This window comes from Clostridium sp. DFI.1.208, assembly GCF_024463855.1.
Classification (GTDB): Bacteria; Bacillota_I; Bacilli_A; order Erysipelotrichales; family Erysipelotrichaceae; genus Clostridium_AQ.
Genome location: NZ_JANGCA010000009.1, coordinates 1 through 14,632 on the forward strand (window position 1 = coordinate 1; position 14,632 = coordinate 14,632).

Sequence of the window (14,632 nt, forward strand, 5' to 3'; positions counted from 1 at the left end):
CCTGATCTGATCCAGCTGAACATCCTCTTTCGTCAACAGCATATCCGAATCGCCGCAGCCACTCATCACCAGACACAGACTCAAGACTGCCAATAATTTTTTAAACATCCATATCCCTCTTCCTTTTCCAATGCTTAGATCAGCTTCCTGACAGGTTTTGCTTATTCCGTTACGATCCCCGTCAAATTCTGAAAGGCCTGCATAAATATAAGAAAAATCATGACTGTTGATCTGTCATCATCTGGTTTCTCCTTACGATATTGCCTTTTCTTTGATGAAGCGTAGCTGTCTTCCAGTAATTTCCACAAATCCTGTCTTTTTATATATTGTCAAATCTAGCTTTTCATGGTACTATCTCTACGCCTACAGTACCTTACTGTACGATCCTGCACGCTGCACTGACTGGAATATATGAGATATCCAGTTTTTTTATTTCCTTCCTCAGCTGTTCCTCACTCGCATGAGCATAGAGATTTTCGGTGATCCCGGTGGAAGCATGGCCCAGCATAGTGGAACAGTATTTGATGGGGATACCGGCCTCCAGTGCTCTCGTCGCAAAGGTATGCCGCAGACTGTGGAAATGGATGTCGTGGATATCCAGCTTTCTCAGCAGCCTGTGCATATGGTAGGAGATCCTTCTGGGCTCCATGACATTGCCATTTCGGGTATGAAACAACGGTGCTTTCGGATCCTCTCTACGCTCCCGCGGCATCGTGTCCAGATACGTCTTCAAAGCCTTATAGAGCGCCTCATTCATCGGCACCTTGCGCACTCTGCTGGATTTTGTGCTCTGATAGATGAGCGGACAGCAGACCGTACAGTCCTCTTTATAGGTCATCACGCGATTCAGGGATTCATCCACCTGGATCTGTCGTTTGGACAGGCAGATATCCTCGATACGTAAAGCACTGACTTCCCCGATTCGCAGTCCCGCATGGATAGCAACCAGCACGGGTACCATGGAATTCTCCTTATATACCGGTGAGATGGCCGTTGTCAGTTGTTTCTGTTCCTGCATGTTCAATACGCGGACCTCCTTCTTCACCTCTCTTGGATATTCCACACAGCGGCAGGGATCATAGGAGACGATGCCCAGCTGGATCGCCCGTTTGAAGGAGAGCTTCAGGACCATGATGTGCTCCTTCAGCGTTTTGACACCCAGTCCGCCTCTTCCATCCAGTCTGCCCCTCTCATATTTGATATTCACATAGGCCTGCAGGATGGATTCTGTGATATCGTTCAGTGGATAATCACCGAGCAGAGGACAGATATGACTACAGATATAGCTGCGAAAGCTGGCATAGGTGTTCGGCTTTGCGCTCAGCCTCACAAAATGCTCGAGGAAATAGAGCAGCCACTCCTCAAGGGAGGGCATATGATCAAAGGGATCCTCACTGCGGCCATAGCGCAGGATATCCTGAGATGCGAGAACACGTTTCTTGTTCGACATAGATAAAACTCCTTTCACAAAAAAATTCCAGTACCGCATGCGCACACAAAAGGACAGAGGAAAAGAAAATCCACTGAAAAAGAGTGTGAAGCAAAAAGTATTGGAATCAACGTTGAAAACCATAAAAAGGGAAATCCTACAAAAAATTGCGGAATTCGCCATAAATTTCTACAAAAGCATTTACAAACTGTGATGCAGGTGTTATAAATATGAGTGTAGAAATCATTACATGAGCTTACAGTAAGGTACTGTAGGACAACACGTCAACGACTGAGGAAGGTCGTTTTTTTGTACCTGTTTCGTCACTGTTCTTCCCTTTGTTTCTACATATTATCACATTTAAAGAATGATAGAGATACAAAAAATACCCCTAAAAAAGAGGTTTGTGAAGTATTTAGATAGCTGTTCTTACCAGACGCATGCGGATAATCCGATCCACGTTAGAGCCATGAGATGATTTGCAAACAAAAAAGCGCGGTTTTTCCGCGCACATCATATTCCCATATCCTGAATTATCAATATCTCAAGTTTTTTCCACATCCATATATCACTCACAGCATCCAGAAGCATGCAGATCCCAGTTCCTACAACCATAAATTCACTATGTAGGTGAAACTGTACGGCAAGTGCTGCCGTGGCACCCATCTTTGCTGCCGTAACAAGGGCTGCAATCCACCATTTTGGATACTGCAAATGCCGTATTCTTCCTGTGATAATCAAATTGCTGAAGGCATGCAGAAAGGTAACAAATGCCAGAACTGCTGGCAGTGTATCATACACCTCCTCCGGATTTGTCAGCATCCACACCCCCAGAAAGCTGACCAGCAGACACTCTACTAATGACAGCAGTGAAATCAGAAAGCGCTCATCTTCCTCCAGAAATAAAATAAGCTGCGGTACGCCCTGAAACAGCAGCATGATCCCTCCGATAAACGTCATTAGCTCCGGGCTTACCGGATACAGAAGCATAAACATAATACCAAAGCAGCTCCACATCAATGACTGATACAGACCATTCCATTTCAGTCTATGTACATATTTTATAGAAAAAAGCATATGATCCCTCCATGCGTATTCCTATGGTATCACGAACAGATGGGAAAAGGAAGCATGCACAGAAAAAAACATAAGAATTATGCGCTGGCCTTAGAATGGGAATCAGGGATAGTAGCATGAACAATAGAAAGAAAAATGTAAGAATATCGCATATAGGCTTCATCTGTCAAATATGATATAATTTTACCTGTAGCGGGAGGTAGAGAATGAAAATACTGGATACTCTGGGGAAAACAAAGAAGGCCATCGGCGGTGTTGTAGCCATCTGTATACTGGCTGCTGTCATCTTTTTTGCGGGAACCGTTTTCGGAGGAAAGCAAAGTGAACCGAAAATTACATCGACAGCACTGACACAGCAGCTGCAGGAGGTCAGTGATCTGGCCGTCATGGAATATAATTATACTAAGGTGGGGAAATTTGAGAATTCTCTGACCTTGAATGGCTGGAATATCCCGCTGACTAAGAAAAGCTTTCTGCTCACCTATGCAGGACAGCTGAAAGCCGGTGTAAGGATGGAACAGGCAGAGGTTGATGTAAAAGGGAATACGATAACCGTTTTATTACCGGAGGTTGAAATCCTGAGTAATATCATCGATGAAAAGAGCATCGAGGTATATGATGAAACCAAGAATATATTTAATCCGATCAGTATTGAGGATTATACGGCATTTGCTACTCAGCAGAAGGATAAGGTGGCGGATGAAGCAGTGGAAAACGGTCTGCTCAGCGAGGCAGCGACGAAATCACAATCCGCAATCCGCAAATTCTTTCAGATGATACCGGAAATAAAGGAAAATTACAGCATTGAAGTGAAATTCAAATCATAAGGAGGAAAAGACACGCTATGGTAAAGCATGTATTATTTGTAAAAATGAAAGATAATTCCATGGAGGAATGTGAAAAAGTGAAGGCATTGTTTCTATCCATGAAGGAACACATTCCCTTCCTGCGCGATTTGCAGGTCGGTATTGACTATCTGCATTCCGAGCGCTCCTATGATGTAGTTTTGGAGCTTGTGGTGGATAATCGTCAGGCACTGGAGGATTATCAGAAAAACACCTATCATGTAGAAAAGGTGAAGCCTTATATTCATGCCGTACGAAGCGGCAGTGCAACCGTTGATTATGAATACTAAAAAACAGGCAGGGTGATCAATCATTCATATCAGAATGATCATAGCACCGCCTGTTTTTTTAATATTATTTCTTAGCCAGATACAGGCGCACACCCATATCGCTATATTTCTGTTGTATCTCCGCACGCAGTTCACTGTCACTCAGAATTCCCTGAATATCCGATAGCGGACAAATGGTTTTAAATGCCTTTTTGAAAAACTTGCTGTGATCTGCACAGACGATTGTTTCCTCTGCATGCTCGTGCATCAAAAGCTTCATAATATTTTCATCTGTTGCAGAGCTGGTAATTCCAGCATGCGCATCAATTCCATTCGGTGAAAGAAAAAACAAATCGCTGTTCATTCGTTTCATAGCCTCAACTGCCACATCATCATGGAAGGATTCATGCTGCTTATCCAGCCTGCCAGCCATTAAAAACACCTCTACCTGCTCGCAATGGACAAGTGCATTGGCTACCGGAAGAGAATAGGTGATAACCGTACAGCGAAGAGATGCATCCGCCAGTCTTTTAGCAATCGCATAGCAGGTGGTACCTGCATCCAGTGCAATGCTCATCCCTTCCTTGATCAGATGCTCCACTGCATAATCAGCCATTTTAATCTTCAGATCCATATGCTGCGATTCTCTGGCAGTAAAAATAGTGTTCTGCGGCATTCTGCCAATACTCACCGCACCGCCTGGAATACGTTTCAGCAGCTGCTTTTTTTCAAGGACTGTCAAATCGTTACGAATCGTTGCCGGTGAGACATGAAACAGCTCACACAGCTCCAGAACCTGCATATGCTCCTGCTCCTGAAGCACTTCACAGATTCTCTGATGCCGACGTCTTGCTTTCTTATCATTGTTCATTCCACTCACCTCATATATACAGTTTTATTATAACAGAATTACCAAAGACTTTGTGTTTATGCACTTTAATTTCTGTATTTTTTAAGAAAATAGCCAGGTTTCTTCACAGATAACAAAAAGTTTATACATTCTTAAGAAGATACGAAAGGAATCTTTACGATTGTTGTCCATAATAGACAGTGAAGAAAGTTTAGGTGATGAAATGGAAGCTACGAATACAGCCATCAAAGGACTAACGCAGAAGCAGGTGGAAGAACGCATAAAAAATCATCAGAAGAACAGTGTATCACAGTCTATCACAAAGACATACCGTCAGATATACAAAGAAAACATTTGCACCCTGTTTAATCTGCTTAATATATTGATCGCACTGGCACTGGTGCTGGTACAAGCCTGGTCGAATTTATTTTTTCTAGCTGTTATTGTCTGTAATATCATCATCGGCATCCTGCAGGAGTTACATGCAAAAAAGCTGGTGGATAATCTGTCCCTGCTTATGCGGCAGAGGGTTTCGGTTATGCGGGATGGCGTTTTATGCAGTGTGAATGCTCAGGATCTCGTTGTGGACGATGTCATGGTATTATCCAGCGGGGAACAAATACTCTGCGATGCCGTTCTCTTACAGGGGGAGGCAGAAATCAATGAGGCTCTTTTAAGCGGAGAGTCCGATCCCATTCATAAGCGTGAAAGGGATCAGCTGTTATCCGGCAGCTCAATTATATCCGGGAAATGCTATGCGCAGGTTGTTCATGTCGGCGCGGATAATTATGCCAATCGTATCGCCAATGAGGTAAAGAAGGTACGTGCAGTTAATTCCCGCCTGTTAAATGCCATGAAGCGGGTGACAAAGCTGACCGGCTATGCAATCATTCCCTTAGGTATTCTGTTATTTCTGGAGGCATGGGGATTTCGTGGGGATTCCATACAGGTAAGTGTTATCACAAGCTCGGCCGCATTGCTGGGGATGCTTCCCAAGGGGCTTGTTCTGTTGATCAGTGTATCCCTTGCCGCTGGAGTTAGCCGTATGGCAAAGCATAAGGTTCTTATACAGGATTTGTATTCGCTGGAAACACTTGCTAATGTTGATACACTTTGTCTGGATAAAACAGGAACTATCACCACAGGAGATTTAGCGGTAGAAACCATTCTCCCCCTGTGTGAGGAAACAGAAACGGATATGGATTATATTCGCTCCTTTTTGCACTATAGCGACGACAACAATGCAACCTATCAGGCGCTTTGTAAGCAGATCAGCCCCCGTGCTGTATATGAACCACAGGCACGTATTCCATTTTCCTCTCTTCGTAAATGGAGCAGCGCTTATTTTGAGGGATATGGCTCCCTGATTATGGGTGCACCGGAAAAGCTGCTGGAAGAGCTGGACGCTTCCTTTTCCGCTCTTATGGAGGAAGGTAAGCGAATCGTTGTTTTGGGAAAGTGCTCTGATCCGGTGCGTAAGGATGCACCTCTTCCATCAATTCATCCTCTGTATGCCGTTGTCTTTACCGATACCATACGTCCGCATGTAGAAAAAACACTGCAGTATTTTCGTGAGGAGAATGTGGAGATCAAAATCATATCCGGTGATCATATAACCGCGGTTTCCGCAATCGCCCGACAGGCCGGACTCCATAGCTGGAATGCCTGTCTGGATATGAGTGGCATCGGGGATGATCCTTTGATGATCGACCAGCTTGCTGAACAGTATTCCGTATTTGGCAGAGTAACGCCATTGCAAAAGAAGCTGCTCGTACAGGCATTGCAGAAAAAGGGGCATGCAGTCGCAATGAGTGGCGATGGTGTCAATGATATGCTGGCGTTGAAGGAGGCAGATTGCAGTATTGCGATTGCACAGGGCAGTGATGCGGTTAAACAGATGTCGCAGATTGTTTTGCTTGATTCTGATTTTTCAGCTTTGCCCATGATTCTGAAAGAGGGACGCCGTGTAGTGAACAATGCGACAAGAGTAGCTGGTGTATTCTTTATTAAGACCATATATTCCATTCTGCTTTCTATCCTATGCATTCTCATGAATCTTCCATTTCCTTTCATTCCGATTCAGATTACGTTAATTGATCTTGCAATCGAAGCCTTTCCCTCCTTCCTTACCATGCTGGAGCCGGATCATAGAAGAGTGGGCGGTGATTTTCTTACCACCGTGCTCTGCAATGCGCTACCCAACGCGATTGCCATTGTATTCAGCTTTCTAGCCATTGAATTCATGAGTGATGGCTTTGCCATTCGTTATGATGAGGCGGTTACCATGATGTATTTATGTGTCACAGTTATTTCAATGCTGGCTGTATATCATTCCTCACGCCCGCTGAATCGGTTAAGGGCATTGATCTGTTTATGTATGACTGTAGGGTTCATATTGGCCATTCTATTATTTCATGAGCTTCTTCATATCACGTTACTGTCCTTGCGACTCCTTGTCCTGACCGCAATTCTTGCGCTATCTGCCGTTGTGATCCGACAGATTCTCATGCTGTTGCTGCCATGGATTCCCGGCTTTCGCCCCCAGCAAAAAGGTGCCAGACAGCATTCCCTATCCTGATGTTTAAAACAGGCAGAACGGTGTATACTCTTACTGTTCTGCCTTTCTTGTGGAGCAACTGATTTTTTGAATTGTATCTGTTCATTTTTTGCGTTTATCATCTTTTCATTATAAAAGATTATGGTATAATACTAAGGACGGCATTTATTTCTATCCCATAATAAGGTTGTATGCAGGGCAGAAGCCACTAGGAACGTATGTCTATTTTTTATGTTTCTGATTGATTCCGGGATAGTATACAGTTACCCTCGTAGGTAAACATGTATGCAACAGTTCTCCTGAGCCTTATCTCACTGAAGACCTTCTTGTTAGGAATTTCAAACAAAAACCTGAATATTTCACAAATGTCCCCGTACCTCATCAGGATAGAGGGTCCGCCTCCTAAGGTTATGCTCTACCGGCCGCCTTACGATGAAAAGTGATCGTTACCAATTTTAATTGAATAGATGTCTCTGTAGCTCAGCAGGATAGAGCGTTCGCCTCCTAAGCGAAAGGCCGTGGGTTCGAATCCCGCCAGGGACGCCAGCAAACACGCCGAAAACCTTTGATTTATCAGGGTTTTCGGCTTTTCTTATTTCTGCGGCTTTTGTGGCTTTTTTGCAAAAAACCTTGGTTTGCTAACATTTGCTAACGAGATTTGGCCTTTTGCTAAGAAAGGCGGTAAGTCAGAGGTTCGATTTTTACCAAAGGAACTTGCAAACATTTGTTAGCAGAAATTAGAGGAAGTTGCAAACAAAATCGCGAATTTGCTAACATCGCTCAAAAATGCTTTCAGAACCTTGCTAACAAAAAAAGTGTTTGGTCACTGTGCAAAGTGGTTCAAACGAAGAAAACCTCTCACAAAGTGAGAGGCGTTCTTCTGAGGGAGGGACTTTATAAAGCTTTTGCCAGCTGCTTGAGCAGTGCGGCAGTTTCGGGATTTTTAAGCAGTTCCAGTATCTTCGCTGCATCACTTTCATCACTTTCAGTGACGGCAGTATCCGCAGTTTTAGGCTCTGTATCTTCGACAGGATCAGGAGTCTTGGATGAGTAAAATGCTTCCTCCAATCGCTGAGCGTTTATGCAGCGATCCTCGTCGATGATGTGAGAGTAGACATCTGCAACCATTTTTACCTGAGCATGACCAGAGTCGCCCTGGACGGATTTCATATCGCCGCCATTGAGTTTCAGCTTGTAGGTGATACTGGAGTGACGGAGAGAATGGAATACAACATGAGGCAGTCCGTTTTCTTTGATAAGTTTATTGAAAGCACGGTTAATCACCTGGCTTTCCATCGGACGGCCATTGCTGGAGCAAAAGACCAGGTTATTGTCGATGTATTCATCTCCAAACAGATCCATCAGCTCATCAATTTCTTTTTTTCTTTCTACCAGCATATAGGCAACTGTTTTCGGCAGGTACACACGGCGAATACTGGTTTTGGTTTTAGGCTCTTTCAGGACCAGAGCAGTATGGGTACTGGCTATGCAAGGTGGAAACTTCTTAATAACACCTTTGTCACTCAAATCGTCCAATGCACCTCGTGTAACCCGTTGCAGCTCTTTGTTGACGAATATATAAGCTGAACCATTTTCTATGCTCTGTGGTGCAATATCAATGCAGTCCCAGGTAAGGCCCAGCATTTCGCCAATGCGTAAAGAGCAGGAGAACGCCAGATTTAAGGCAAGGGAGAGGATAGGATCATCACAGACTTCCATAGCCTTGCTCAGAGTTTCGGCAGTCCATATATCCCGTTCTTTATGTTCTTCTTTGGGAAGTGTCGCATTCAGGACAGGGTTACGGCTGATTAGTTCCCAACGCACCGCCTGATTAAAGGCACTGCGAAGTAGCTTGTGAATTTCTCTTACTGTATGCGGGGTCAGATATTCACTTGTGGGTTTGCGGTTGTTGACGCTTACCGTTTTCACAGAGAGCAGATCGCGGTAATACTTATCCATCATCCTTGGAGTGATGTCGGATAGTAACATATCTCCGATAATAGGAGTTATGTAGTTTCTCGCCAGACCACGGCGGCTTTCATATGTTGACATTGCCCAGGTATTTACACCATAGATGGACATATATTCATCGAGCAGATCGTTCAGGGTCTTTGCCGTAGGAATAAAGAAGGTTCCAGAGTCCTGCTCATACTCAATTTGCTTTTTTCGTTTTTTTGCTTCTGCATTTGTGCTGAAGGTTTCCCAACGCTGTCTGCGTTTTCCGTTTTCATCTGTGTAATCATACACCACAGAATATTTGCTTTTACGCTTCACGATAGATGCCATTTTCATTGCTCCTTTCTGAGATTTTCACATAATGAGTTTGCTTTTGATACCAGGCTTCAAAACTGCTGGTAATGATACGAATTCTTCGATCAATCAAGGTCGTCTCAAAATAGCCCCTTTTAACAAGGTCATAAGCTGTGCCAGATTTCAGCCCCAAAAGATCCGCCATTTCCGGTACTGACATCGTAGTATGCCGCCATTTCTCTCCGGGCGGTGTACCATCCACTTTTTTATAGTGGAACTGGCCGGCATACCAATCTTCAAAGCTATCCAGCATAACTCTCATTCGTCCGGCCACTTGAATTGTTTTGAAATAGTTCTTTTTAACCAACCAATAGGATTCTACTTTACCAAGCCCAAGCATTTTGCCCATCTCTGGTACAGACATACTGGTCTTTACTCTTTGTTTCTGCATGGCTTTTGCCTCCTCTATAAAGTTTTTCTTGCTATGGCCTCATTGTAAGAGAAAGCAGAAAAAAAGTTAAGGATGTCGATTTGGAGATCGGCATCCTTGACAAATCATTCATCTGTGTGATCCAGCCAGTCATCAAAGCTCTTTTTGGAAATGCGGATATGACCGCCGACTCTGACGCTGTGGAATACACCTTGTTTTACCAGATTATATGCTGTGGGACGACTGATACCCAGAATGTCCTGAATCTCATCGACCGTATAGGTCCTTTTGTCATAGCTGACAGGATTTTGTTCATTAAAGCGGTTCAATTCCGCAATTCTTGCTTCAAACATAAAAACGCCTCCTTTATCCGGTAAGTGGCCTTACGGAGCCTCCATTTCCTCCGGAATATGAATATCTAAACTAACTTGCAGAGCCTCATCAATCGCTCTCATTTCTTCGCGAGATACGCGCCCAATGTACGATAAAACACGCCTTTTATCAATCGTTTTAATTTGCTCCAGCAGAACAACAGATTTCAGTCCAAGCTCTGGAACGCTCTCCAGTGCATAGTGTGTGGGCAGCTCCTTTTTCTTAATCCATTTACTGGTGAGCGGAGCTACGATCAAAGTGGGGCAGAAAAAATTCCCCACATTGTTTTGAAGAACCAGGACAGGACGGGTGCCGCCTTGCTCTGATCCAAAATAAGGGTTCAAATTGGCATAATATAAATCCCCACGCTTATAAATCCAATCTTCTTTCATGTTCATCCTCCTATGTTTTGAGATTTGATTATGTAAGAAGGAGGCTCTGCAAATTACAGAGTCTCCTTCAATTTAGCGCCTGTTTTATCCCTTACTTGTCCACGACACCCCAGGGATTTGGGTAATCATTAAGCCGCAGGTGGCTGGCCTGCTTCTCAGGAATTTCACCTCCACTTCGTTTGGTCTTACCCATGGCCTGCGACGGTTGTTATCACGCTCGGACTATGGCTGTAAGAGAGCTTTCCTCCTTGTTATGCCATGACCGGATGCCATCCGATGTATTCCAGCCTGATATATTTCTGATAAACCGCAAACTCATCTATACAGCAAAAATGGGTTGGCCTGTTATGTGAGTGGCAGCTCTCAGAAAATATACCGCTGATGTAGCGGCTATTACGCCCAAAGAGGATCAAACTTAATGATTCGTATATGAGGTTGTCAAGGTGCAAGTGAAAGGATTTCCCTCTCACTTGCTACTGCCACTTTTTTTAGAAATCTATAACCAACTTTTTTATTTTTTCTTCAATTTTTTTCAGACGCTTATGAGCTGCGGGCTGACTAATGCCATATCTTTTGGCTAATTGCAGTGTACTTGGCTTTTCCATGCCGTAATAATCCAAGATAAAAGAGCGTTCTTTCTGACTCAGCTGCTGCAAAGCACGGTGCAGATCGGCCATAAGAAGATTACAAATTGCTTGTTCCGCAGTATCAACAGATTCATCCACAAACAAATCTGTATCCTGATAACCTTCCTCTGTGCCGTCACGATCTCCCACATGAGAAGCCGGGAATATAGAGCGACTTTTCTCATGTTCCTGGAGATAGCGGCTGTGGCGGTCCTCCTGTTGGTATTTTTCAAAATCTTTGCGAGAACATTCCATGATAATGCGGTCATCTTCATCACGGAACATTTTGACTGTTTCAACAAAAAAGCGCCCAGTAAAGCAACCATTGCGGCGTGCCTTACTGAACGCTGAAAAACTGATTTCCTCCCATTCCTGTGGGCTGTTATTTTTCCAAATGAATACTCTCGTCATATCCTTTCCTCCGTTCAAATTCTTGGTAGTCAGCGAATTTGAACGGTGTCATGGATATTTTGCTATGTACGCCTCCCAGCGCATACCGGCCTCCTAATACCGGGCAAAGAAAAAGGCCGGAAGTGTTTTCACCTCCAGCCATGTTCCTGCCGCCATATTGCAGCAGGAATGAAAAAAGCCCGGTTAATGCCGGGCCTTATGTAGAAAAGTATTCAATTTAGTGCATTCCTGCCACTATACCAAGTATAGCAGGTCGGAAGTCGGAAGGGAGTAGGGATTAGGTCGGGGATTTGTCGGGATTTAGTCGGGATTTAGTCGGGGCAGCTCCTCCAGGACTTCTGGAATAGAATATCCAAACAAGCAAACAGAAAATAAATAGATGGCTTCTCGTTTTCGGTCATAAAAGACACTGCGCTCTATATTTAGTTCTTCCAGCAATTCTTTCTCTGTGCTGTTGAACCGATAGATGAATTGCTTAGTCAAAATTTCATAGTAAAGTTCTCCTCGATCCGGATACCGTTTCAGACGAAGGAGTGCACGGTCAATAATATTGACCAGCATTTGATTTTGAACAAGGCAGCAAACTTTTTCTTCAAAGGCTTGCAGTTCAATATCTGGTGCAAAATTTTCAAGATAGCAGAGGCCAGACTCTATATCTTGTTCTCCCATAATCCAAGCAGTTTCTTGCAATTCTTCTGCCCGTTCACTCAGAACCCAGACTACATCCCGGTAAATCTTTAGAATCAGCCTGCTTCTATGAAACGCAGCGTCGCTGTTAAGCCCTAAAGCTGTTAGTCTGCTGTTACATTTTTGAATTGTTGTGCTTTCTTTCCTCATAGAATATTCCTCCTTGTTCGCAATATTGCGAACATATTAGGTACAAAATAGCATAGCGGAGGAGATAGAGAGAGGGGAGAACCTCTCTCTATTCCCGCTCTTTGGTTATATCAGGTTCCTGGATTTTAGACGAATCTGCATTGCTTGCTTGGAAACCTCAAAAATATTTGCCATTTCTACAATGAGCTGTTCATCTGTCCGGCCTATTCTAAGCTGGTAAAAACATTTTTTGATCTGCGGTAAAGGCATTAGCAGAGCAGAGGCCAGAGTGTCTGCCTGACGCTCAATTATGCCATGACTTTCGTCGGAAGAAACATTTCCGTTATACGCAGCAACATCTCCAGTACCGGAGTATAACTTCTTATGCAGTACCCAATGAGCCAACTCATGGGCACAGGTAAAACGGAGCCGCCCTAATTTTGACGGATCACAAAGCCGTTCATCAATTAAGATTGTACCGGCTCTTACTGCAATCATTCGATACTGTCTCTGTATCTGGTCATATAAGACAACAGCACCGTCATCGAAAATGGTTTCCCCTAATATCTTGGGGTTTTTGCTTAGTGTATGAAACTCCAGGATTAGGTCAAACTTTGTCTCGATAATGGTTTCGATTGGCACAGGATATGGTTGCCCGGATAGCAGAGAGGGATCATATTCCATCAGGATTTTTCGCCCTACCGCCTCGATTGCTTCTGTACGGATTTGTGGAATTGACAAAGCTATCCCCCCTATCGTTTACGCTCCTTTAGCATTTTCATAAATGTCTGCCATTCTTCATCGGTAGCGTCTACTTCTTTTGCCACACGCAAGGCCGCCCGAACAATATCTTTTTCCATGATATAGTCTGGCAAATCAGCAGATACTGTATTGCGTGATTTTGCGGCCAGATCCAAAAGCAACTCATGTTCTGATTTATCCAAATTCAGAAAGGCAGAGATGCGTTCCACAAAATCTCCAGTGGGAGCAGGACGGCGGTTTTGTTCAATGTCACACAGATAGCCATAAGCAATATTCAAATGCTTGGCTGTATCGCGTAAATTGAATTTGTGCGCCTTGCGTTTCTCGGCTATAAATGATCCAAAAGTTATATTGCCCACAGCATTCACCTCTCATTTGTTCGACGAACTGCGAACATCTTGCTTATATTGTATATCGAACATCCGTTCACTTCAAGGACAAAAATTCCATTTGAAAAGAGGTGTTAAAAATCAATAACACCTCTTTTGCACTATATAAATTCCTGAGCGATTTGCTGCATTTCCGTAATGCACTCTTTGGGAGAGAGAATTTTTATTTTCCCTTTGAATTTGAATATCCAGCCATAAAAAGTTCCACTGGGGTTCACTTCAATTTTGGCTGTGAAGTGTGTATCATCATACCTATCAACAGCAGCATCTTCTCCATAATGATCTATGATTACACGCATCAGTTCGTTTTCACATACCAGGGTTACTTCTTTCGATGACTCTGAGGTAAACATATCCACCATTTTGTTTGTATAGGAGGCTACATCAAATCCCTCTATCGGTATAAAGCAGGTTTCAAGGGTTTCTACGCCTGTTAGCCGATCTACACGGAAGTGAGCAATTTTCTGATGCTTTAGAGAAAATCCAATCAGATAATAGTGGTCATTTTTCCATTCAAGCGCATAGGGATTTACGACATAATAATATCCATCGTGCTTTAAGATTTTCTTTTTTTCCTGAGTATATTCATAGTATTGGAACCGAATTTGCTGATGGTTTCCAATCGCTGTTTGGATATTATCAATGATATAGTAAACCTTTTCATTATGCGGTTTGACACGGCTGGATAAAGCAGCAAATTTTTGAAGCTGCTCTGCCTGATGTGTGCTGGCTAAACAGCATAATTTCTGCACCAGCTCCTCGGATTTCTTGGCAGAAATAATCTTTGAGGAAGCTACTGCGTCTGTCAGCATTTTTAGTTCTGGATACTCAAACAGTCGGCTTCCCATAAAATATTGGTTTTGGGTACTCTTGACCACCACAATATCAATTCCTGCATCGATCAGCGCATTGGTATCCGCGTAAACAGTCTGCCGCACTGCCTGAATTCCTTTTCCATTCAGATGGGCAATGATGTCAGATACTGTGGCGGGATGGTTTTCATCGGTCCGCTCATAGAGAAACCGGAGCAATTCCAGTACCCGCATATTTGTTGAATTCTGCATACTTCACCTCCTCGATTCTTAAAATGGCCTATTTTGTATGGTGTCCAGCCCCAAAGACCAGAAGCAGGGCAACAACACAGAGAAGCAGGCCCA

The 14,632-nt window shown here is 43.7% G+C and carries 15 protein-coding genes and 1 tRNA gene; 4 read left to right on the forward strand and 12 right to left on the reverse strand.

The features are described from left to right. Window positions 1-373: 373 nt before the first annotated feature. Both NE665_RS06320 and NE665_RS06325 read right to left on the reverse strand, forming a co-directional pair. On the reverse strand, window positions 374-1,450 hold the full coding sequence (locus NE665_RS06320; RefSeq protein ID WP_117444815.1) for a site-specific integrase: 1,077 nt from the start codon (window positions 1,448-1,450) through the stop codon (window positions 374-376). 492 nt (window positions 1,451-1,942) lie between these two features. Then, the gene (locus NE665_RS06325; protein ID WP_117444357.1) at window positions 1,943-2,506 is read right to left on the reverse strand and encodes a hypothetical protein; all 564 of its coding nucleotides are present in this window, start codon (window positions 2,504-2,506) and stop codon (window positions 1,943-1,945) included. Window positions 2,507-2,712: 206 nt separating this feature from the next. Here NE665_RS06325 and NE665_RS06330 point away from each other — a divergent pair, with 206 nt between their 5' ends. After that, window positions 2,713-3,333, forward strand: a complete 621-nt coding sequence (locus tag NE665_RS06330) for a DUF4230 domain-containing protein (RefSeq protein ID WP_117444356.1) — start codon at window positions 2,713-2,715, stop codon at window positions 3,331-3,333. Window positions 3,334-3,350: 17 nt separating this feature from the next. Continuing rightward, entirely contained in the window at window positions 3,351-3,641 is a 291-nt protein-coding gene (locus tag NE665_RS06335) for a Dabb family protein (RefSeq protein ID WP_117444355.1), read from the forward strand. A gap of 64 nt (window positions 3,642-3,705) precedes the next feature. Here NE665_RS06335 and NE665_RS06340 read toward each other — a convergent pair whose 3' ends face one another. Next, the gene (locus NE665_RS06340) at window positions 3,706-4,491 is read right to left on the reverse strand and encodes a DeoR/GlpR family DNA-binding transcription regulator (protein ID WP_117444354.1); all 786 of its coding nucleotides are present in this window, start codon (window positions 4,489-4,491) and stop codon (window positions 3,706-3,708) included. A 160-nt stretch (window positions 4,492-4,651) separates the two neighbouring features. Here NE665_RS06340 and NE665_RS06345 point away from each other — a divergent pair, with 160 nt between their 5' ends. Together NE665_RS06345 and NE665_RS06350 are read left to right on the forward strand one after the other, a co-directional pair. Then, window positions 4,652-7,048, forward strand: coding sequence for an HAD-IC family P-type ATPase (locus NE665_RS06345; protein ID WP_256302487.1), 2,397 nt, complete (start codon window positions 4,652-4,654; stop codon window positions 7,046-7,048). Between the two features lie 448 nt (window positions 7,049-7,496). Then, window positions 7,497-7,573: transfer RNA gene (locus NE665_RS06350), tRNA-Arg, on the forward strand. A gap of 348 nt (window positions 7,574-7,921) precedes the next feature. On the opposite strand, the gene NE665_RS06355 is transcribed toward NE665_RS06350, so the two are convergent. From NE665_RS06355 to NE665_RS06395, 9 genes are all read right to left on the reverse strand, one after another. After that, on the reverse strand, window positions 7,922-9,313 hold the full coding sequence (locus tag NE665_RS06355; protein WP_007862346.1) for a tyrosine-type recombinase/integrase: 1,392 nt from the start codon (window positions 9,311-9,313) through the stop codon (window positions 7,922-7,924). Further along, a complete protein-coding gene (locus tag NE665_RS06360; RefSeq protein WP_002569113.1) occupies window positions 9,291-9,728 on the reverse strand; it encodes a helix-turn-helix domain-containing protein in 438 nt (145 codons plus the stop codon). The genes NE665_RS06355 and NE665_RS06360 overlap by 23 nt, the downstream gene beginning before the upstream one ends. 104 nt (window positions 9,729-9,832) lie before the next feature. Then, on the reverse strand, window positions 9,833-10,060 hold the full coding sequence (locus NE665_RS06365) for a helix-turn-helix domain-containing protein (RefSeq protein ID WP_002589006.1): 228 nt from the start codon (window positions 10,058-10,060) through the stop codon (window positions 9,833-9,835). Between the two features lie 30 nt (window positions 10,061-10,090). After that, window positions 10,091-10,471, reverse strand: coding sequence for a type II toxin-antitoxin system PemK/MazF family toxin (locus tag NE665_RS06370; RefSeq protein ID WP_256302488.1), 381 nt, complete (start codon window positions 10,469-10,471; stop codon window positions 10,091-10,093). A 488-nt stretch (window positions 10,472-10,959) separates the two neighbouring features. After that, window positions 10,960-11,508, reverse strand: a complete 549-nt coding sequence (locus tag NE665_RS06375; RefSeq protein WP_003524839.1) for a hypothetical protein — start codon at window positions 11,506-11,508, stop codon at window positions 10,960-10,962. Between the two features lie 300 nt (window positions 11,509-11,808). Continuing rightward, window positions 11,809-12,345 carry a hypothetical protein gene (locus NE665_RS06380; protein WP_057571415.1) on the reverse strand — a complete coding sequence of 179 codons (537 nt, stop codon included), beginning with the start codon at window positions 12,343-12,345 and terminating at the stop codon, window positions 11,809-11,811. A 105-nt stretch (window positions 12,346-12,450) separates the two neighbouring features. Further along, complete coding sequence (locus tag NE665_RS06385) at window positions 12,451-13,065, reverse strand: ImmA/IrrE family metallo-endopeptidase (protein WP_256302489.1); 615 nt, start codon at window positions 13,063-13,065, stop codon at window positions 12,451-12,453. Window positions 13,066-13,076: 11 nt separating this feature from the next. Continuing rightward, window positions 13,077-13,445, reverse strand: a complete 369-nt coding sequence (locus NE665_RS06390) for a helix-turn-helix transcriptional regulator (RefSeq protein ID WP_256302490.1) — start codon at window positions 13,443-13,445, stop codon at window positions 13,077-13,079. A gap of 131 nt (window positions 13,446-13,576) precedes the next feature. Beyond that, on the reverse strand, window positions 13,577-14,539 hold the full coding sequence (locus tag NE665_RS06395; RefSeq protein WP_256302491.1) for a WYL domain-containing protein: 963 nt from the start codon (window positions 14,537-14,539) through the stop codon (window positions 13,577-13,579). Window positions 14,540-14,632: the final 93 nt, after the last annotated feature.